Here is a 22,602-nt window from a genome sequence, read left to right on the forward strand (position 1 = left end):
TGTTAGCGGCTAGCCCCCATTCATGCAAGTCCTACCAGCCAACCGTAACACTTTTGTCAACATTTTCCCTCAAATGCCAATCCTTAATACAAAGATGCATCCACAATCGACATATATTATTGCCAAAACCGCCGAAATGATGCAGTCACTAATAAGCCGCTCGATTCTTAGTAGATCAAGTCAATCGTAACGTAATCCAAGTTTCGATACAGCAGCATCTCGGTACGTCCGGTCGCTTCATCCATGATAATGACATAATCGCTGCCTGATGACACGATAACACCTTGGACCGTACGGGCATTCCATTGCGAGTTGTTCGGATAAGTCAAATAAAAGGTCGCCAAGTTCCCTTTAACAGACTTGATCCACCGCCGAAAGCTAGCATTCCGGCCTCCAGTCCGGTCTCGCCGTTTCCTCCGCCCGACGCAACCTTTTGCCTCTCCCATTAAACAGCATCCTCTCTCTTCCAATCTTTACGAAAGCTATCTCTTCGATAATAGGTTATGAGAGCTAATCGTTACTGGTATGGTCAAGTAAAGGGTAGCTGTGAACAAAAAAAGGAGATCAGTCACCTTCGACTAATCTCCTTATCGATTACTCCGCTGCACCCGCAGCGACCGATTGCTCCGCTTCCTGCCGCCGCTTGATGGTCCGTTCCCGGTCACGCTCAAGAATCGGCTTCAAATAACGGCCGGTATATGAGCCGTCCTCCTTCACGACGGCTTCCGGCGCGCCTGTTGCAACAATCGTCCCGCCTCCGCTGCCGCCTTCTGGTCCTAGATCGATCAAATAATCAGCCGTCTTGATAACGTCCAAATTGTGCTCTATTACGAGCACCGTCTCGCCGCTGTCGACCAAGCGATGAAGCACCTGCAGCAAACGGTCAATATCGTGGACATGCAGACCGGTCGTCGGCTCGTCGAGAATATACATCGTCTTGCCCGTGCTGCGGCGATGCAGCTCAGCTGCCAGCTTAACGCGCTGCGCTTCGCCACCCGACAGCGTCGTTGCCGATTGGCCGAGACGCATATAGCCTAGCCCGACGTCGAACAGCGTCTGCATCTTCCGGTGAATCTTCGGAATGTTCCGGAAAAACTCAACCGCATCCTCGACCGTCAAATCAAGCACCTCGGCAATATTTTTCCCTTTGTACTTTACTTCGAGCGTCTCGCGGTTATACCGTTTGCCCTTGCACACTTCGCATGGCACATAGACGTCCGGCAGGAAGTGCATCTCGATCTTAATAATACCGTCGCCCCGGCACGCCTCGCAGCGGCCCCCCTTCACGTTGAAGCTGAACCGGCCCTTTTTATAGCCTCGCACCTTCGCTTCATTCGTATTGGAGAATACGTCACGAATATCATCGAATACTCCTGTATACGTTGCAGGGTTCGAGCGCGGCGTACGTCCAATTGGCGACTGGTCAATATCGATAACCTTCTCCAAATGCTCAAGGCCGCGAATTTCCTTATGCTCGCCTGGGCGAACTCTCGCTCGATTCAAATCGCGCGCCAGCGTCTTATACAAAATCTCGTTCACGAGGGTCGACTTGCCGGAGCCTGAAACGCCGGTAACCGCCGTAAACACGCCGAGTGGAATCTTCACGTTCAGTCCGCGCAGGTTGTTCTCCTTCGCGCCGCGGATCTCGAGCCACTTATCAGCAGGCTTGCGCCGTTCCAGCGGAACCTCGATAAACTTCCGTCCGCTTAAGTAAGCGCCGGTGAGCGATTTCTCATCGGCCATTACTTCAGCTGGCGTGCCTTGCGAGATGACTTGACCGCCATGAATGCCCGCTCCTGGTCCGATATCGATAATATAGTCAGCCGCCAGCATCGTATCCTCATCATGCTCGACGACGATCAGCGTGTTGCCGAGATCGCGCATATGCTCCAGCGCCTTAATAAGGCGGTCATTATCCCGCTGATGCAAGCCGATACTCGGCTCGTCCAAAATATACAGCACGCCCATCAGACTGGAACCGATCTGTGTAGCCAGCCGAATACGCTGCGCTTCGCCGCCCGACAATGTGCCCGCAGCCCGGCTTAACGATAAATATTCAAGACCGACGTTCACAAGGAATCCGAGCCGGCTATTAATTTCTTTCAGGATAAGGTTCGCGATCATCTTATCCTTATCGCTAAGCTCCAGCTCACTGAAGAAACGCTGTGCTTCGCCGATCGACAGCGAGGTCACATACGCGATATTCTTCTGTCCGACCGTAACCGCTAAGCTTTCCTTTCTCAGACGATGACCTTTACACGTTCCGCAAGGCTTCGCACTCATATACTCTTCAATTGCTTCACGCATCATATCTGAAGCGGTATCGCGGTACCGACGCTCCAAATTGTGCACGATGCCTTCGAACGCAACGAGCGCTTCCTTCCGGTGGCCGAAGTCGTTCTCGTATTTAAATTTTACAAGCTCACCGCCGGTGCCGTACAACAGCTTCTTCATATGCTCGTCGCTCAGCTCGCTTACCGGTACATTGCGCGGAATGCCGTAATGCTGGCACACTGCAGCAAGAAACTGTGGATAATACGTCGAAGTGCTGCCTGCCCAAGCTTCGAACGCGCCATCCTCAATCGATTTCGACTTATCCGGAACGAGCAGGTCCGGGTCGACAATCATCTTCGCCCCGAGGCCGTCACACTCTGGACAAGCCCCGAACGGACTGTTGAACGAGAACATGCGCGGCGCCAGCTCATCGATGCTGAAGCCGCATTCCGGACAAGCCAGATTCGAGCTGAACATCAGCTCTTCCTTCTCCATTACGTCAACGATCACTTTGCCGTCCGCCAGCTTCAGCGCCGTCTCCAGCGAATCCGCGAGCCGCGTCTGAATGTCAGACTTCACGACGATCCGGTCAACGACGACCTCAATCGAGTGCTTCTTGTTCTTCTCCAGCAGGATTGGCTCGTTGCCCAGCTCTTGAAGCTCGCCGTCAATCCGCACGCGGACGAAGCCCTGCTTCTGGACTTCTTGCAGCAGTTTCGTATGCTCACCCTTACGACCCGATACGATCGGAGCCAATATTTGCAGCCGAGTCCGCTCTGGAAATTCCATGATCCTATCAACCATCTGCTCAACCGTCTGCGACGTAATTTCGATGCCGTGGTCTGGACAATGCGGCTTGCCTATTCTGGCGAACAGCAGCCGTAGATAATCGTAAATTTCCGTTACCGTTCCGACCGTCGAGCGCGGGTTGCGGCTCGTCGTCTTCTGATCAATCGAGATCGCCGGCGACAGCCCGTCGATCGAATCGACGTCTGGTTTCTCCATCTGTCCGAGAAACTGGCGGGCATAAGCGGACAGCGACTCGACGTAACGCCGCTGCCCTTCCGCATAGATCGTATCGAAAGCGAGTGATGATTTGCCGGAACCGCTTAAGCCCGTAAGCACGACGAATTTATCGCGCGGTATCGTGACGTCGATATTTTTCAAATTGTGGGCGCGTGCCCCCTTAATGACTATCCGATCGCTTGCCACTCCTGCTCCACCTTCTCTTCCCTCTATAGAATGAGGCCTATACCGCCCCTATGAGTCCATCTCCGCCTTAAGCTCCAGCAGCGCATCGCGCAGCTCAGCAGCACGCTCGAACTGCAAGTTCTTCGCCGCTTCCTTCATCTCCGCCTCCAGCCGTTGAATGATTGACTGGCGCTCCTTCTTCGTCAGCTTGCTGCCCGAGGTGCCCGTCAAATAATCGGCCTTCTGCTCGGCAACCTTCGTCGCCTCAATGACATTGTGGATCTTCTTACGGATGGTTTGCGGCGTTATACCATGCTTCTCATTATATGCAAGCTGAATCGCGCGCCGCCGTTCCGTCTCCTTGATCGCTTGATCCATCGAGTCCGTAATCTTGTCGCCGTACATAATGACGCGTCCGTCCGCGTTCCTTGCCGCGCGGCCGATCGTCTGAATCAGCGACCGTTCCGAGCGAAGGAACCCTTCCTTATCCGCATCAAGAATCGCAACAAGCGAAACCTCCGGCAAATCCAACCCTTCACGAAGCAGGTTAATGCCGACGAGAACATGGAAGGTGCCCAAGCGCAAATCTCGTAAAATTTGCATCCGCTCCAGCGTCTTAATGTCCGAGTGCATATACCGTACTTTGACGCCAACATCCTTGAAGTAATCCGTCAGATCCTCCGCCATCTTCTTCGTCAGCGTAGTCACGAGCACGCGCTCATCCTTCGCTACCCGATCCCGAATTTCTCCGAGCAGATCGTCGATCTGCCCCTTCGTCGGACGCACCTCAATCGGCGGATCGACCAAGCCCGTCGGACGAATAATCTGCTGCACCATAGTCGGACATTTCTCCAGCTCGTAAGGTCCAGGAGTCGCGGAAACATAAATCATCTGACCCGCCTTCTCCTCGAACTCCTCGAATCGTAGCGGTCGATTGTCCAATGCAGACGGAAGCCGGAAGCCGTGCTCGACCAGCACTTCCTTACGTGCTCTGTCACCGTTATACATAGCGCGAATCTGCGGCAGCGTCACATGGGATTCGTCGATCACGATCAGCATATCATCCGGAAAATAGTCCAGCAGCGTATACGGCGTCGAACCGCGCTCACGGAAGGTAAGCGGTCCGGAATAGTTCTCAATCCCAGAACAGAAGCCCATCTCCTGCATCATCTCGATATCGTAGCGCGTCCGCTGCTCCAGCCGCTGCGCTTCAAGCAGCTTGCCCTGGTCGCGCAGCTCCGCGAGCCTCTCCTCCAGTTCCTTCTCGATGTTGACAAGCGCCCGCTTCATCGTCTCTTCATGCGTAACGAAGTGAGACGCCGGGAAAATGGCCACATGCTCGCGCTCGCCTATAATCTCGCCGGTCAGTACGTCAATCTCGGTAATGCGCTCAATCTCGTCACCGAACAGCTCTACACGCAGCGCTCGCTCATTGTTCGCAACGGGGAAGATCTCGATAATATCGCCGCGAACGCGGAAAGTGCCGCGAATAAAATTGATGTCATTCCGCTGGTATTGGATATCGACAAGCTTATGCAAGATAGCGTCACGCGACTTCTCCATCCCGACTCGCAGCGACAGCACAAGGCTTCGATATTCGCTTGGCGAACCGAGACCATAGATGCACGATACGCTGGCAACAATAATAACATCCCGCCGCTCGAACAGGGAGCTCGTCGCGGAGTGACGCAGCTTGTCGATCTCATCGTTAATGCTCGAATCCTTCTCAATGTAAGTATCTGTCGAAGGAATGTAGGCTTCCGGCTGGAAGTAGTCATAATAGCTGACGAAATAAGATACCGCATTCTCCGGGAAAAACTCCTGAAACTCGCTGCACAGCTGCGCAGCCAGCGTCTTGTTGTGCGCGATGACGAGCGTTGGCCGGTTCAGCTGCGCAATCGTATTGGCGATCGTATACGTCTTCCCCGTACCCGTCGCACCTAGCAGCGTCTGATACCGTTTACCGCTCTGAACGCCTTCGACCAGCTCGCGGATCGCTTCCGGCTGATCGCCTTGCGGCTTATACTGGCTCACCAGCTTGAACGGCTTATTCAGCATTTCAACAGTCTCCATGCAGGCCGCTCACCTCCCTAACTTCTAATTTATAACGAAAGAAATAATGTTCTATTAATCTGTATGCCCAACAGGCCTGCCTCAATAGACAGCAGCCGATTGAAGTCGTCTCTCATCATTAAGAAACTCGAATGTGTGTTCCCATCCATTATATCGTTTTCCAGTTGCCGATGCAATTTGGAATATGCGGCACCTCGATGCCGCATACACGTAGGATTCGAACCTTCCCAAAGTCAGATGAACGGATACAAGCTGTATAAAGCCATCTGCTCAATTGCTTCGATTCCAGAATTCTGCATCCGCTGCAATAATAGCCGTTTGCGAACAATAGCCCGAAAAAGCCTGCACCTCGTGCAGTCTTTTCGCGCAAATAGCTCGTTTGCCCCGCATGTGAAAAAGGGCAGTCCGTCGGTCAGCTTTCACTGACTTTCTGGACTGCCCTATGAACGTATTATACCGTTGTATCCTGCGGTCGACCGGAGCCATGATGCCCGATTCCACCATGACGCTTAGATGATGAGCCTCCCCTGGAGGAATCCTCTGAGCGCCGCATGAATGGCCAATAATTCGCTTCGCCGAACATCCGAACCATGATTGGAATGAACAGCGGCAGCATAATGAGCGCGTACATGAACAAGCCGCACAGCACAATCGTCGCGATCTGCAGCAGCGACATGACACCTGACGGCAGCATCGCTGCGAACGTGCCTCCGAGGATGACCGCTGCCGACATAATGACTGTCCCCATCCGCCGCATCGCGAGCAGAATCGCTTCCGAAGGCGGCAAATGGCGGTACTCCTTGAACCGATCCATTAAGAAAATGCTGTAATCCACTCCGAGCGCCACCAGCATGACGAAGCCGAAGAACGGCACCGCCCAGCTGACTCCCGTATAGCCGAGCCAACGCACGAAGATAAGCTCCGATACCGCCAGCGAGGTATAGAAGGTTAGCAGCAGCGAGGCGATCACATACAACGGCATCACAATCGACCGGAACAACACGATTAGAATGATGCCGATTCCGATCAGCATGTACACGACCGTCTTGGAATAATCGGCATTCGAAATGCCGTTCAAATCGTGGTTACTGCTCGTTACACCCCCGACCGCGTATTCCACAGAAGCGTATGTCGTATCCTGCAGCCCGCGGGCTACCGCCGCTTTCAATGCCTCGATCTGCGACATCGTCTCCAGCTCATATGGGTTGCCGTTGAAGATGACATCGAATTTGACCGTCATCCGGTCCGGCGACATGTAAGCGTCAAGCGCTTGCGCGAACTGCGCATCCTCTACAGCCTCATCCGGTACGAACCAGCCGGTAATATCTTTGTTCGGCACGGAAGACAGCTCGGACAAATACCCTCTTGCCGATCCCAATCCGTCGGTCACCTGCTTCAAGCCATCGACGCTTTGCTCTAGACCGCCGGTCAATTCAGACAGCTGGCGGTTCAATTCTTGAAATCCGGATTGAAGCTCCTTCTGACCAGCCGCCAGCTCATCAAGACCAGACGTTACGCCTGGCAGCTTCGATACGATTGTGCTCTGGCCGATTGCTGCCTGCTCCAGTCCTGTCTTCAGCTCGCTGATCCCATTCGCCAGCGATTGCAAGCCTGCAGCGAGCGCCGCCTGACCGGCCGCCGCTTGGCTTAGCCCCTCATTCGCTTGACCGATTCCATCGACAACGCCGCCAAGCTGACCGTTCAGCATGCTTAGCTGCTCGTTCAACAATGTCGCATTCCTCTGTAGATTGTCGACAGTGCCCAGAGCGTTAGTGAACGCATCGTCATTGCGCAGCTCCGGATATCGGTCACCGAGTCCTTCCAGCTCTGTGCTAACCGCCGCAAGACCGTCCGCCAGCTTCGCTTGCTCTTCAGCCAGCTTCGAATAGCTGCCCTGCAGCTGCTGCAAGCCAGTACCCAGACCGCTATAGCTGTCACTCAGCTTCTTCGCAGCATCGGCAAGCTGGACTGCGCTCTGATGCGCTTCCTCAAGTCCGCTCTTCAACTGTCCAGCTCCAAGCGAGCCATCCTTAATGCCCTGCTCGATCCGCTTCAGGCCTGCTCCAAGCTCAGCGACGCCGGATTTCAATGCCGCTGTCCCTTCCGCAAGCTTACCTGCGCCGTCCGCTGCTTCTGCAAGCTTCGGCGCGTTCTCGTTCAGCGCTTTGCTCGCCTCGGACAATCCGCTTCCGATCGTTGTAAGACCGTCACCGCTTTGTCCCAGACCGTCCTCCAGCGTGCTCGCTTGAGAAGCCACCATGAAGTCGTCCGGCGCCGTCCCCATCGGTCTCGTAGCACTGCGCACCGTCTGAACGCCTTCGACCTTCACCAATTCTCGGCTAACCTGCTCAACCGCCGCAAGTCCCTCCGTCGTATCCAACGGCTGGTCAGCCTTCATGACGATCGTCGTCGGCAGCGTCTCTCCTGGTCCGAAGCTGTCCGCCACCAGATTAAACGCTTTGACCGAATCATATTTATCGCCGATCTCATCCAGCGAGTTGAACGAAATAGATCCTTTATACACCGTTAGTGCCGGCACCGTCAGCGCAAGCAGAATGACGAGCGCCCAGAGCGGCCGTCTGAGCGAGAATTCGCCGACCGCTCCCCACATACGACTTTCTTTGTGCTCCAGCGAGTCTTTGGCCGGCCAGAATAGCGCGTTGCCGAATACGGCCAAGAAGAACGGGACAAGTGTGAACAATGCAATCAGCATGACGGCCACACCTACCGCAACCGCGACCGCCGAGCGGTACAGCACGAATGTTGAGAAGCCGATCGCCACGAAGCCGACGAATACAGCCAGACCCGAGAACAGCACCGTGCGCCCTGCCGTCCGGTAAGTTTCGACGATCGCTTCCGTCCGATCGCTGCGATGAGCCAGCTCTTCTTTGTATCGACTAATTAACAGAATGCAGTAGTCCGTTCCGATACCGAACATAACCGCCACCATGAAGATTTGCGTAAAGTTAGACAGCGGGAAGTCCAAGTACTCAACAAGGAATGCAACAATCGATTGCGACACAAGATAACTGAAGCCGACGGCCAGCAAGGGCACGATCGGAGCTACCGCTGAACGGAACACAATAAATAGAATGACAAGAATGAAGCCGACCGTAATCAGCTCCGTCTTCTTCAGCCCTTCCTGCGAGCTCTGGACGACGTCTTCGCCAATGACCCACCCGCCGGTAATATAATGCTCGGCCTTCACGTCAGACATCGCTTTATAGAGAGCATCGCTCATTTCCTTCGGCAGTCTGCCCTCCGACTCGACACTCGCCAGTACAATGACGGTCTCCCCGTCCTCAGACACCATCTGATCCTTCAATTCTTCCGTTATAAAATGGGACGTAACCGACATTACGCCGTACTGCTCCCCATCACTCGACAACCGTTCAACTGCCTCCTGCACCTGCGCCATATCGTCAGCGTCAAGCCCGCCGTCACGATGGAACACAAGCACAGTCGAAAGCCCGGTATCCCCGCCTCCATCACCTTTCAACCCTTCAAGCAGCTTAGCCGCATTGGTCGAGCTATAGCCGTCCGGTACGTTAACCTGTCCTTTGTCCCTTACGAGCTGCGCCATATCGGGAGCGGAGAACAGTAAGCCTGCAAGCGCCGCGACCCATATAATCAGCACAAGCCATCGCATTCTTATAATCGTTCTCATCCTGCTCGATCCCTGCCTTCACGATTCTATTTCGATTCCGGTTGCCCTTGCGTATGAACAAGCACGGCAGCCAGCTTCTCAAAAGTCTCTATGAACGTGCGCACTTCCTTGTAATCGAAGAACACCAAAAATTGACTCAGCAGATCCCCCAGCTTACGGTCAAACAACCTTGTGATCTCCTCGCCCTCCGGCGTCAACGCCAAGTAGGTCACACGACGGTCCTTCTCGTCTGGTATACGGTCAATCAGCTTCTTATCGGACAGCCGGGTGATAATAGCTGTGATCGAGCTCTTAGCTACACAAAATATATCCGCCAGCTCCGATGAAGTCGTGCGGCCGTTCTCTCGCAAATAACGCAATGCCCAGCACTGATCAGGCGTAATATCGTCAGGGACGATATCCCGAATCAAGGCGTTCAGCCTCCGATTCACCGTGAAGGATGCCGCATTGTATCGTTCGATCATCTGATGCAGTGTCTCACTGTCCATCGTATCTCGCTCCTTTCTGTATCATTGATTTTCTCGATTATTCGACAATCTAACCATTTCACTATAAAACAGTTTCACTATCGAACTATAACAAAAATACCCAGTATGGTCAATCGAACAAAATGTGAACATAGATGATGAAAATTAGGTGCAAGGCTACGAAAAACAGGAGCAGTACAGATGCACTGGATGACGCGAATCGAAGATTGAGAAAGGTAAGGGAAGAGGTTTGAAGACAATGCAAGCGAATATAGGGCCGGTAGAATTAGGAAGCAGCAGAAAGAGAGCCGAGGAAGTTGAGCTGGGGGTAAGGAGTGCAGAGTGTGAGAACTGAAGGATAAGGGCTGAAGATTTTAGTCAGAGAGTTAAGGGGTGTAGGGTGTAAGCTGAAGGTTGAGATCTGAGGTGGGGGGGGTAAGGCGCGGGTCGAGGCCGAAGGTTGTATTGAGGAAGGTCGAAACGCCCATTCCTTCGTTATGAGCAAAGAGGAAGAAGAAAAAGTGGTCAAGGCCAGTCGATCACGTATGAAGAAGTAGGTAATAGAGGAGCCATATTAATGATCACCATTGCAAAAAGAGGGAGAAGCAGAACAGCCGCCCCTAGACCGGAGCGGCTGAAACTGCTTTCTATTCCGCGACAAATCGAAGCATAGCGCTGCCAAAATCGCGGTTAAAGCGCGGAGCGGCGATGCCGGCATACATCAGCTCGTCGCCGCCATAGATGCGGTCAGTGCCGATGAGGCGATAATCTCGCGAAGGATCAAGCCCCTTGAGCTTTAATCGGCCAAGAGGCTCATTCGGCTCGTTGAGCACTTGAACATATACGACCATCGATTCGGTCCGATCCTTAGATACGAACATCCATGACGTAACATTGCCCTCGAATGGACTGTGCAGGCGGTAGAAGTCGCCGAACTGAACGAGTGGGCGAATCGCCTTGTACTCCGCGATCTGATTCCGCACGATCGCTTTGTCTTCGTCGGAGAATTTGGTGAGATCAAGCTCATAGCCGAAATTACCTGACATCGCTACATGACCGCGCGTTTCAAGCGAAGTGATTCTGCCTACCTGATGGTTCGGCACTTCCGAAATATGCGCCCCCATCGCGCTGACCGGATACACGATACTGGTGCCATATTGAATGCGAAGGCGCGAGACCGCATCCGTATTGTCGCTCGTCCACGTCTGAGGCATGTAATAAAGTATGCCTGGATCGAACCGTCCGCCTCCGCCCGAGCAGCTCTCGAACAGAACGTTCGGGAATGCTGACGTTATCTTCTCCAGTACGTTGTACAGCCCGAGCATGTAGCGGTGAGCCGTCTCCCGCTGCCGCTCCGGAGGCAGAAGAGCGGAGCCGATTTCGGTCATGTTGCGGTTCATATCCCATTTGACATAGGAGATCGGAGCGCTGTTCAGCACCCCGGAGATCGTCTCGATAAGATGCTGCTGTACGTCCGGCCGGCTCAGATCGAGAATAAGCTGCTGACGGCCCTCCGTCCGGTAACGGCCCGGCACATGCAAGCACCAATCCGGATGTGCGCGGTACAGCTCACTGTCCGGCGACACCATCTCCGGCTCAACCCATAGACCGAAGCGCATGCCAAGCTTGTTAATCCGACCAGCCACATCCTGCAGCCCGCCCGGCAGCTTCTGCTCGTTCACGAACCAGTCGCCAAGCGAGCTCGTATCGTCATTGCGTCGTCCGAACCAGCCGTCGTCCAGCACAAACAGCTCTATACCAAGCTCACTGCCTACCGACGCAATAGCTTCCAGCTTGTCAGCATCGAAGTCGAAATAGGTCGCCTCCCAGTTGTTCACGAGCACCGGACGCTCGGCATCACGATATTGACCACGGCACAGACGTGTACGATATAGCTCATGATAGATCCGGGACATGCCGCCCAGTCCGTCCGGCGAGTAGACAAGCACAGCCTCCGGCGTTTGGAACGTCTCCCCTGCTTCTAGACGCCACCCGAAGTCGAACGGATTAATGCCAATGAATAGACGGGCGGTGCGGAACTGATCCACCTCCACTCCAGCCAGGAAGCTGCCGCTGTAAACGAGACTTACCCCGTACACACTGCCGGTATCTTCAGTTGCGCCATGCTCTAACAGAGCAATGAACGGATTTTGCATATGGCTGCTGGAGCCTCTTCTGCTCTCAATCGATTGCATGCCAGGGCGCAGCGGACTGCGATAAACGTCGCGTTCACGAGACCAAGCACCGGACAATTGCAGCAAATCATAGCGATCGTCCGGCATATCAAGGCTCATAGACAAAACGCGGCGCAGCTCAACCGCCTCACTCCCCTCATTCGATATCGACACAGAGCGCGTAATCGCATCCAGCTTCTCCATAACGGTATATGAAAGCGTAACCACAAGACCGGATAAACTGTCGCGAAGCTTGATGCGAAGCGTCTGCGCCTCATGATCCGACTCCACGTAAACGGCAGGCAGGCCTGGGAGAGCAAGCTTACCAGAAATGATCTCATGCGATTCATATTGCAGATCCGTTACACTCGACCCGTTATTGTAACGAGCCTCGAATGCTGGACTACGGTAATCCGAGTTACCGTAACCAGGATATTCGTGCGGCATCGTATCGAATGAAAGGTCATGCCGCCCCGGCACCGGAAGCGGCGAGAACGAAGGACGCATGCTGCGCTCAACCAGCCTATGCAGCTGTTGGCCGCGAATACGGCGTCCCCAGTAGACGTGGGAAGGATATCGCCCTTCAACAAGCTCGAAAGCATAGCTCGTCCCGGCCGTCTGAAGATGGAATAAGCGGTTAGAAGCATCATAATGTATCGCCATTGGTCCATTTCCCCCTTTGCATAAAAAAAGGAATGCTCATCATGAATCATTATGGCATTCCCGTCTTTATTTGAGTATGGAGGTTTCTCATGTTCATATGGACAAATGTAGCGCGGCGACCCGGAAGCCTTACTTGCGACGAGAGCGGCTGGGCAGCGCCGGTCCGCTATCGCCTGCCAAGGCATCGGCGGTTGTATCACGGTCAGCGGCCTCCACGCTAAGCGGCGAATCGGCGTTTCGCAAAGCTTCGACCGGTACAGCAGACTCAGATGCCGCAGCATGCTCGTTGCCGCCCATCGACTGCGCGAGTGCCGCCGCTTGCTCCATGGCGGCCGTTCCGCCGCCATGGCCGTATCCCGCTTCCCGCCGGTGTGCAGTGCGTCCGCTGAACAGCAGCTTCAGCAGCGATCCCGGAGCCGGCTCCACATAATAATCAGCACGGTCGTCCGGAGCAAGAATAACACCCAATTGATGATGCTCACCCGCGTATCGGGCCCGCTGCACAAACCGCTCATGACCTTCCCGATTCAGCACCTCCAGCTTACAAAATGCCGAATTGCGGTGCAGCGCATCGTACAATTCTTCCTTCGAACGCACTCTCATACCGTTAACCTTATATAAAATTTCGCCGCTCTGCAGCCCCATTTGGGCAGCTGGTGTTCCCGGTACGATGCCAAGCACCATAAGCCCCCGTCCATCATGTACGAACAACGGCGTTCCTTCCGATTCTCGGCGTCCGCTTGACCATATGAGCAGCTCATGCAGAAGCAGCGCAGCAAGTGCAGCAAGCGGAAGCAGCGCCGGCAACCACGCGGCGGCAAGCGCCGCAGCTGCAACCGCGAGACTATACCAGAGCAGCGATTTCGCGGTCTGCTTCGCCTTGTGCTCCGGCAGCTGTGATCGGGTCCATTCCGTAAAGCCGATCATCATGGGAACAGCCGCGAACGACCAGCCAACAGCGCCTCCATCCGTATATTCACCGGAAATAAGCGGCAGCAGCGGTGTCCATGGCAGCTCGATACCGCCAGAGCCGGCCGGAACAAGCAGCAGCAGCGGCACGGCCCAATAGCCCTGCAGGCGGTAAGCGCCGATCAGCTTGCCTCGCTTGCCTTCCATGAACAGTGGCGTAGCAAATTTCGAACCTTGCCGCCATACAAGCAGCGCCTCAGCTCCGTGCAGCAGCGCGACGAGCAGCAGCACCGATGGCATGTCAACTGCCAGGAGCGACGCCGCGACATCGCCGATCCAATCTCCCCGCTTCTCTAGCGTCCCGAACTGAAGCACCCACTGCAGCAGCGCCAGCACACCAGCCGCATAAGCGAAGCACAAATATCGCAGACGCAGCAGCGCCAGCACCACAGCAGTCCCCCACAGCCAGAGCACCGCGTCTGTCGTAAGCGATGTGCCCAGCAGCACGGACAAGCCGGACAATAGCAGCCCGGCCGCAAGCCCGGCTGCTATTGTCCGCCCGAATAACAGCGGCCACGCATGCAGCCGGACATGAAATAATTTGCGCTCCATATTCGTACCGCGTATATATATAACGGCAATAACAAATAACGCCAAATAATAAAAGGGCTGCGCCAGAGCATGTACTAATCCATCTCCGATCAAACGCAGCCACTCGTTCACCGCATCCATTAAATCATCCTTTCGGCCTGCAAGATAAGTCATCCTACTATAATGATAATAGACCGACTGCTGTATGATTGGAACCAACTTTCTTTATTTTCGACATCTGTAACGATATTCCTGCCATCCACACTAGATATCAAAAAGAGCGCCTGTCGGCGCTCTCGTTATAGCATTGGTGGGCAGGCATGCCCCGTTGCTATATAATAGGCGGCTAACTAGCCGCCTCTAATACCTTATCCCGCACGATGCTAAGCGCTTTGCTCAGCTGAGCGTCATTCCGTTCCTCGCGAATCCACTGAATAACATCCCGCTCGAGCGCATCCGCCGTTGCAGCGTCAACCGTCCCGCTAACCGGAAGGCCGGCTGCCTGCTGGTATTGCTTAACTGCTGCTTCCGTTCTCGCACTGAAATAACCGTCGCTCCGGTCCGTCTCGTACCCGATTGCGTTCAACATCAGCTGCAAGCTCTTCACATCATCTCCAAGCTGGTCCTTGCGCAGCGTCTCGGTCCGCGACAGCCTCGCCGCTTTATACACGGCCGGCGGATCGACCTTCACGTCAGGCTCGACTCCTGTACCGTGTACCCACGTCCCGTTCGGAGTTAGCCACTTCGCAATCGTCATCTTCACAATGCTGCCATCTCCGAGCGTCTTAAAGTCCGATAGCTGAACAGTCCCTTTGCCGAATGTCCTTTCGCCGACCAGCACCGCACCTGCAGACTGCTGAAGGGCGCCCGCCAATATTTCCGACGCACTAGCGCTGCCTTCATTCGTCAGCACCGCGATCGGGTAACGGCGTCCCTCACCCTCTGATTTCGTCGCCTTCCGTTGTCCGTCACGGGACTCGACCTGTACAATCGTTCTACCTTTCGCAATGAACGGCTCAACGACCTTCTCCACGACCGGCAGCACACCGCCCGGATTGTTGCGGACGTCGATGACCAGCCCCTTCATCCCTTGATCCTCAAGCTTCTTCAGCTCCTCCTTGAACCGATCTGCCGTATTGACGGAGAACTGCCGAATTTCGATCAAGCCGACGCCGCCTTCCTTCATCGAAGCATAGACTGTCTCGACGTCGATATCATCACGCACAAGCTCAAGCTTAATCGGTTTACCTACACCGGAGCGTTGAATTTCCAGCTTGGCCTTGGTTCCGCGGGGACCGCGAATTTTCGCCACGGCATCACTTAGCTTCAGCCCTTCCAGCTTCACACCGTTGACCGAAAGCAGGACGTCCTTCGGAAGAAGCCCCGCCTTCTCCGCCGGCGAATCCTTAATGGCCGAAATCACGACGACTTTACCGTTCTCCATCGTCACCTCAGCGCCAATTCCTGTGAAGGAGCCGTCGACCGACTCAGAAAATTGCTTCGCAGTCTCTTTCTCCAAGTAAACTGAATAAGGATCGTCTAACGAAGAGATCATGCCGGAAATCGCGCCGTTGATGACTTCTTCGCGCTCAACTTCCTTATAGTAGTTGTTCTCAATCAGATCCATGACCGCGCCGAGCTTCTCCGTCTCCTTCTCGCTCAGGCCGCCTTGCGGGGCTGCAGCCGTCTCCGAGGCCGACTTGCCACCGAGCCTCGTAATAACCCATTGTTCCGTCATCATAAGCGTCCCAATAACCGAGACCGCCATTGTAACTGCCACGAACGCTATGACCGTCCGTAACTTAAAATGCATATCGCCACCACCTTGTCTGTCCTTCTTCAGCCTTGCTGCCGCTGCATTAATCATTCCATGGCAAGCAACACAACGAGTAGTATATGACAAGCCCTTCCTTTTTATTTGATAAAATAGGCGGCGAATATAACGAAAGGAGCCACTTCCGTGACTCCGATCTTCGGCATTCGTTATCATGAACAGGCCGTATCAGCCAACGTCTATTTCAAGTAACCGTTCGGGTCCTTAGCTGTTCCGTTCAAACGAACCTCGAAATGCAGATGGTTGCCCGTTGAATTACCCGTCGAGCCGACCTCAGCAATTTTCTCTCCGCGTTTCACGTTATCGCCGACTTTTACTTTAATGCCGCCTTTCCGGATATGACCGTATAACGTCCACAGCCCGTTGCCATGATCCAATATGACCGTATAGCCATACCCGTTCGTCCAGCCTGCCGTAATGACGACACCCGACTCTGCTGCATAAATATTAGTGCCTGCAGGGGCTGCCATATCCAATCCCGCATGCAGCTTCTTCGTATGATAAATCGGATGAATCCGATAACCGAAAGGATCGCTAATCCGGTATGGATCCTTAATCGGAACTGCTAGCTTACCTCCGGTGTAGAATACGGTCTGCTTCTTCTGCTCCTCGCGCTTCTTCCGCTCAAGCTCAGCCGTCTTCTGCGCCAGCTCCAGCATCACCTTCTCCTGCTCCTCGCTTATATCCTCAAGCTCCGCCATTTTATCGTTCAATTGCGCAATAAGCTGCTTCTTCGCCTTCTCTTTCTCTTCGAGCATCGCTTCATAATTTTCGAGCTTCTCATACTTGGCGCTGAGCTCGTTGAACTTCTCTTTAATCTCTGCTTCCTTCTGGATGATAAGTGCTTTATCCTTCTTATGCTGCTCTAATATATCTTTGTCCTGATTCACGATCGACTGAAGCGCATCGAATCGATCAATGAAATCAGTAAAGCTGGTCGAGCTCATCAGTACATCAATGTAGGATACGACACCGTTCTGATACATAAGCTGCAGGCGGGAATCGAGCATCTTCTTGCGCGCCACGACGCGCGCCGAAGCCTCTTCCTTCTCCTGGCCCGCTTCCATCAGATCCTGCTCCGTTTTATCGATTTGCTGCTGCACATTGTTACGCTGCTGCCCGATCTCATCGATCTGCTTTGACAGCTCGTTCACGGATTGTGCCACCTCATTCTTCTGCGCGAGCACTTCCTTGCTTTCCTGTTCGGCGGAACGGCGTGTCGCTGCAGCCTCCTGCGCCTGCTTCTTTACTTGCTCCAATTGTTTGTTAATCTCGCTGATCGTGGAGGATGCTTCGGCTTCAGGAGCATCGGCCTTCGTCTGCCATACGGCAACCGTCACGACTAACGCCAGCAGCGCGGCGACGGATTTTTTCCAAATTCCGGACTTCTTCACCTGCAATATCACCTACACTTTCAAGTACTTTCGAACCGAAATCGTACTGCCCCATATGCCAAGCAACGTACCGAGGCTGACAAGAGCGACGGTCAACAGAAAAGCAACGTCATGATAAGAAACAAGCTTTATCATAGCCAGTCCAAGATCGAACTTGGTGGTCTCAATCAGCTTCGAATAGCCGAACAGCAGAACACCTGACGTCAGCAACGAGGAGAAAAACCCGATCAAAGCGCCCTCAATAAAAAATGGCCAGCGGATGAACGCGTTCGTCGCGCCAACCAGCTTCATAATGCTAATCTCACGGCGGCGGTGGATAATCGTCATCTTAATCGTATTGGAGATCAGGAACATCGCCGTAACGGACAAGCCTATGACAAGCACCATACCGATCGTCCGAACGATATCGGTCACTTTGAACAGCTTCTCAACCGTTCCTTGCCCGTATTTCACGTTCATAATCGGCTTCGTAGTATCCGATTTATTGATTGCCTTAATCTGGTTGGCGACATCGGCGATCGTCTTCGGCTCGAACACCTCGACGGTGAACGAATCCGGCAGCGGATTGTTCGACTTATCGAACCCTTCGAGCAAGTAATCGCCATCCTCACCTAGATTCTTGCGAAGCAGCTCCAGCCCTTCATCCTTAGACACGAACGTGATCGTCTTCACATCGACCATGTTGCCGATGTCGTTATTCAGCCGTTCAATCGTCGCCTTATCGGCATTCAACTGAAGGAATACGCGAATTTGCACCTGGCTTTCTACTTGGGAGGCGAAATTGCTAACGTTCAGCGACAGCAAAATAAACACGCCTAATATAAACAGCGAGATAAAAATAGAGGATATCGATGCGAACGACATCCAGCCGTTGCGCACGATATTTTTGCCTCCTTCCCGCAAATGTCTCAGAAAGGTTCTAAATTTCATAACCGTACTCCCCTCTTGCCTCATCGCGCACGATGGTTCCATCCTCGATAGCGATGACGCGCTTGCGAAGCGAGTTGACGATTTCACGGTTATGCGTAGCCATAACGATCGTGGCGCCCCGGAAATTAATTTCCTCCAACAGGTTCATAATGCCCCATGACGTTTCCGGGTCCAGATTACCCGTCGGCTCGTCCGCAACGATGACAGACGGATTGTTAATAATCGCGCGTGCGATCGCGACGCGCTGCTGCTCCCCGCCCGACAGCTGCGACGGCAAGCTGTTGTGCCTGCCCTTGAGGCCGACAAGCTCTATAACCTCCATCGTCCGCTTGCGGATCAGCTTCTTCGGTGCTTCAATGACCTCCATTGCGAAAGCAATATTTTCATATACGGACATCTTTGGCAGCAGCCTGAAATCTTGAAAGATGACGCCGATATTACGACGTACATACGGAATTTTGCGCGGCTTCAGCTTTCCTATATTAAAGCCGTTAACGAAGATTTGACCTTTCGTCGGAATCTCTTCCCTGTAAATCAGTTTCATGAACGTCGATTTGCCTGCGCCTGAAGGACCGACCAGATATACGAAATCATTACGATCTATTCGGACGGAGACGCCGCGAAGCGCATGTGTGCCATCAGCATACGTCTTCCAGATATCCTGCATTTCAATCACGGTATCACATCCTGTAAGTTGTCAACGCTACTATTTCGACAGGAAGACTCGAAATCCTCTATAAACCCGTCGCTTTCCTCATTTTTTAACAATTCTAATCCAAAATTTATTCGACAAACGAGCGATTCGAAGATTGTCGACCGTAACTGATACTCTGACGCAGCTCACAACTTTGCAGCAGCATTTCATTCATTGATAGCAAGTTTAGGCAGGTACCAAGCATATCTTTATAGGAGCGCCCAATCGAAAGTGAGCCATCCATTTATGTTCTCGAGGGATTGTGAAGGGAGGAGCTGAACTGGAATGAAACGGGTTCATATTACGTTCATCGTCGTAATTAGCGTGCTGCTTCTCGGCTCAGTCAGCTGGGGAGCAATATGGATCTATGCGAATGACTCTACCGTTCCACAAGGAACGACAGCCGGCGGCATTCCGATTGGCGGCTTGGACATCGATAATGCAGCTTCCCTCCTGTCTCAATACGCGGTCAATTGGGAGCAGCAGCAAGCAGCCATAACCGCTAACGATGCCGGTGCTAAGGGGGACACAAGATCTTGGACGCTGAAAGAGCTTGGTTATACCGTGGATATATCCGAAGCGAAGGCGGCGGTCGAGCAGCTGCGCGCCGGCGGCATCATCGACCGTGCCCGCTATCGGTATTCCTTCGACAAAACGCTGGACATCCGCTATTCATCTGACTCCTCGCTAGTCGATAGAGAAATTCGTAAGCAATGGGGATGGATCGACACCAGCGCTGCCGTGGATGCCAAGCGGATCATTACGGAGAACGATCGAATTGTGTATACTCCCCATCAGGTTGCCTATCGAATCGATGTCGACACCTTACGGAAGAAGCTCGACGAGAGCGTCCGCTCACTGCAGACGAATCCGCCTACAACAGCAGAGCAGCTCCGGAAGGTGCTGCAGCGGAGGATCACTGCCGCCCTGCCGATCAAAGTAGTAGAGCCAGCGGTCACGCTGGAGAAGCTGAAAGCAGAAGGTATTGACCGGATGATTATGTCATTCACAACGGACTTCACGACGAGCGCCGAAGGACGCGCATTCAACGTAACGGCAACAGCGAAAAGCTTGAATGATACGAAGCTCGCGCCCGGTGAGGTGTTCGATTACAGCAAGATCGTCAAAGCAACGGAGCGAAGCTTTGGCTATCGCGAAGCGCCGGTTATCCAGAACGGAAAGCTTGTGCCCGGCATCGGCGGCGGCATATGCCAAGTGTCAAGCACGCTGTATAATGCCGTACTTCGGGTCGGCATCGATATTGTCGAGCGGCGCAACCATTCGATTCCGGTCAGCTACTTACCGCTCGGTCAGGACGCGACGTTCTCGGAAGGGGGCATCAACTTTCGATTCCGCAATACGACGGGCAAGCATCTTATTATTCGCACCGTCGTCGAGAACAAGAAGCTAACCGTTAAGCTGTTCGGGACGATGCCTGAGAATGTACGCTATGACATCGAGTCAAAGACCGTAAGCACGATCAAGCCGACTATTAAAGAAACGGTCAACGATCGGCTCCCGAAGGGCAGTCGGATCATCGTACAGCAGGGTAAGCCCGGCTATGTGGTAGAGACATACCGCACAATGTATAAGGATGGGGTAGAAATATCCCGCAAACGAATCTCCCGCGACACGTACAAAGCGGAGCCGACGCTCGTCAGCGTGGGCAAAGGCGAGGAATCCGACAGCAAGAAGGGGCCCGGCACGCCTGCTGAGCCGAAAGAGGAAATCATTGAGGACGGCATCACCGCCCCGTAGGCTGACAGCGCACAAGGCGGCGTGTTACACTAAAACATAGTGAAAGGAGCGGTGGCCAGACCGCTCTTCCTAGGCAGCGAACCGTTGTAACGGCGGCTTCTGCTGGGCACTGATGCACCGGATAGACCGCGGCCTTCCAAGGGGGCGGTCTATTTCTTTTTGTGAAAGGCTAGCAGCGTTACAACCAGCATAGCGAACGATATCATCAGCGTTAACGCTTGGTACACTTCCATCCTATCACCCCCTTCCGAGGGCCTCAGCCTTGGCACCGGACTTGTTCGCTGTCCTATTGACTGTTCTCCAATTATAGCAACATTCCATCTATATGGGAACATACGTTCGTTAAATTAGTCCAAAATGACGCCTTCTGATCGATCGCGTCCTATGCCTTACATGACGATTGGCATTAAAAAAAACGCTTTGCCGTCAAGGGCAAAGCGTTCTTGAAATTGGTGTAATTAATGATTCACCCCGTTAATGGTTAACGGCTCTTCTCCGCGAATTCCGTCACCCAAGCGGCCGTTGCGTCAAGCTCGCGCTCCGCACGGGCGATCGCATCGCTTACTTGAGTGGACGCCGTACCGCCGTATACGTTGCGGGCGTTAACGACGTTCTCCGGCTGCAGCACCGTATAAATGCGGTCATCGAACAGCGGCGAGAACTGCTTGAACTCGTCCAGCGTCAGGTCCAGCAAATATTTGCCCTGCTGGATGCAGTACAGCACCGTCTTGCCGATTACTTCGTGTGCTTGACGGAACGGCAGGCCCTTACCAACGAGGAAGTCGGCAATGTCGGTCGCGTTCGAGAAGTCTTGGTTGACCGCTTGGCGCATGACATCCTTGTTAACCTTCATCGTCTTAATCATCGGAGCGAACAACTGCAGAGCGCCTTGCAGCGTACGAACCGTATCGAACATGCCTTCCTTGTCTTCCTGCATGTCCTTATTGTACGCAAGCGGCAGCGACTTGAGCACCGTCAAGAGACCGATCAGGTTGCCGTATACACGGCCCGTCTTACCGCGGACAAGCTCTGGCACGTCCGGGTTTTTCTTCTGCGGCATAATGCTGCTGCCTGTGCAGAATGCATCGTCCAGCTCAACAAACCGGAATTCTGTGCTCGACCAGAGGATGAGCTCCTCCGACAGACGGGACAAGTGCATCATGATGATGGACGCATGCGACAGAAATTCAAGAATAAAGTCGCGGTCGCTGACAGCGTCCAAGCTGTTCTCGTACACGCGGTCGAAGCCAAGCTGCTGTGCCACGAAATGGCGGTCGATCGGGAACGTCGTGCCCGCCAGCGCGCCTGCACCGAGCGGGAGCGTATTAATACGCTTGTAGCTGTCCTGCAGACGCTCTGCATCACGGCCGAACATCGACACATACGCCATCAGATGATGCGCGAACAGAATCGGCTGCGCCCGCTGCAAATGCGTGTATCCTGGCACGATTGTATCGAGATTTGCTTTCGCCTGCTCAAGCAGCGCGGATTGCAGCTTGTGCAGCAGATCGACGAACTCAACGACACGTTTGCGCAGGTACAAGTGCATATCCGTCGCCACTTGGTCATTACGGCTCCGGCCTGTATGCAGCTTGCCGCCCACCGGCCCAATATCGTCGATCAGTGCTTTCTCGATATTCATATGAATATCTTCGTCCGCAATATCGAACTCCCAGTCGCCGCGCTTAATGCGCTGAAGCACGCGATGAAGGCCGTCCTTGATCGTCTCGACGTCCGCTTCAGGAAGAATGCCCTGCTTGCCGAGCATCGTAACGTGCGCCAAGCTGCCCTGCACGTCCTCTTCTGCCAGCTCTTTATCGAACGTAATCGAAGCCGTATATTCCTCTACCAGTTGGTCGGTTTTTTTGGTAAAGCGTCCGCCCCACAATTTGCTCACTCTTGAAACACTCCTCTACAAATATTGACGGCAAGGCTGCTTGACAGACGGCGCAGGTCAGATGCGAACTGCTGTAGGAGATCAGT

14 protein-coding genes are annotated in these 22,602 nt (G+C 53.7%); 1 reads left to right on the top strand and 13 read right to left on the bottom strand.

The genetic code is table 11. The annotated features are described in order from the left end of the window. Window positions 1-167 precede the first annotated feature (167 nt). From PXY01_RS07425 to ftsE, 11 genes are all read right to left on the bottom strand, one after another. Window positions 168-446, bottom strand: coding sequence for a spore coat protein GerQ (locus PXY01_RS07425; RefSeq protein WP_127568884.1), 279 nt, complete (start codon window positions 444-446; stop codon window positions 168-170). Window positions 447-594: 148 nt separating this feature from the next. Continuing rightward, complete coding sequence (gene uvrA / locus PXY01_RS07430) at window positions 595-3,486, bottom strand: excinuclease ABC subunit UvrA (protein ID WP_127568886.1); 2,892 nt, start codon at window positions 3,484-3,486, stop codon at window positions 595-597. Window positions 3,487-3,534: 48 nt separating this feature from the next. Then, a complete protein-coding gene (gene uvrB / locus PXY01_RS07435) occupies window positions 3,535-5,538 on the bottom strand; it encodes an excinuclease ABC subunit UvrB (RefSeq protein ID WP_127568888.1) in 2,004 nt (667 codons plus the stop codon). 451 nt (window positions 5,539-5,989) lie between these two features. After that, window positions 5,990-9,205, bottom strand: a complete 3,216-nt coding sequence (locus PXY01_RS07440; protein ID WP_127568890.1) for an MMPL family transporter — start codon at window positions 9,203-9,205, stop codon at window positions 5,990-5,992. A gap of 26 nt (window positions 9,206-9,231) precedes the next feature. Beyond that, window positions 9,232-9,693, bottom strand: coding sequence for a MarR family winged helix-turn-helix transcriptional regulator (locus tag PXY01_RS07445; protein WP_127568892.1), 462 nt, complete (start codon window positions 9,691-9,693; stop codon window positions 9,232-9,234). 626 nt (window positions 9,694-10,319) lie between these two features. Next, window positions 10,320-12,509, bottom strand: a complete 2,190-nt coding sequence (locus PXY01_RS07450) for an alpha-galactosidase (RefSeq protein ID WP_127568894.1) — start codon at window positions 12,507-12,509, stop codon at window positions 10,320-10,322. A 129-nt stretch (window positions 12,510-12,638) separates the two neighbouring features. After that, the gene (locus tag PXY01_RS07455) at window positions 12,639-14,150 is read right to left on the bottom strand and encodes a PDZ domain-containing protein (protein WP_164744333.1); all 1,512 of its coding nucleotides are present in this window, start codon (window positions 14,148-14,150) and stop codon (window positions 12,639-12,641) included. A 205-nt stretch (window positions 14,151-14,355) separates the two neighbouring features. Continuing rightward, a complete protein-coding gene (locus tag PXY01_RS07460; protein ID WP_127568896.1) occupies window positions 14,356-15,822 on the bottom strand; it encodes a S41 family peptidase in 1,467 nt (488 codons plus the stop codon). A gap of 200 nt (window positions 15,823-16,022) precedes the next feature. Next, window positions 16,023-17,237, bottom strand: coding sequence for a murein hydrolase activator EnvC family protein (locus PXY01_RS07465; RefSeq protein ID WP_127568898.1), 1,215 nt, complete (start codon window positions 17,235-17,237; stop codon window positions 16,023-16,025). A 12-nt stretch (window positions 17,238-17,249) separates the two neighbouring features. Continuing rightward, entirely contained in the window at window positions 17,250-18,167 is a 918-nt protein-coding gene (ftsX, locus tag PXY01_RS07470) for a permease-like cell division protein FtsX (RefSeq protein WP_127568900.1), read from the bottom strand. Further along, window positions 18,157-18,843, bottom strand: a complete 687-nt coding sequence (gene ftsE, locus PXY01_RS07475) for a cell division ATP-binding protein FtsE (RefSeq protein WP_127568902.1) — start codon at window positions 18,841-18,843, stop codon at window positions 18,157-18,159. Before ftsE ends, ftsX begins: the two co-directional genes overlap by 11 nt. A 303-nt stretch (window positions 18,844-19,146) precedes the next feature. Between ftsE and PXY01_RS07480 the strand changes: the two genes are divergently transcribed. Beyond that, a complete protein-coding gene (locus PXY01_RS07480; protein WP_127568904.1) occupies window positions 19,147-20,619 on the top strand; it encodes a VanW family protein in 1,473 nt (490 codons plus the stop codon). 149 nt (window positions 20,620-20,768) lie between these two features. Here PXY01_RS07480 and PXY01_RS23260 read toward each other — a convergent pair whose 3' ends face one another. Further along, window positions 20,769-20,954, bottom strand: a complete 186-nt coding sequence (locus PXY01_RS23260; RefSeq protein ID WP_373864284.1) for a putative holin-like toxin — start codon at window positions 20,952-20,954, stop codon at window positions 20,769-20,771. Window positions 20,955-21,100: 146 nt separating this feature from the next. Further along, a complete protein-coding gene (argH, locus tag PXY01_RS07485; protein ID WP_127568907.1) occupies window positions 21,101-22,516 on the bottom strand; it encodes an argininosuccinate lyase in 1,416 nt (471 codons plus the stop codon). Between the last annotated feature and the right edge of the window lie 86 nt (window positions 22,517-22,602).

This window comes from Paenibacillus xylaniclasticus (assembly GCF_004001065.1).
Lineage (GTDB): Bacteria > Bacillota > Bacilli > Paenibacillales > Paenibacillaceae > Paenibacillus_T > Paenibacillus_T xylaniclasticus.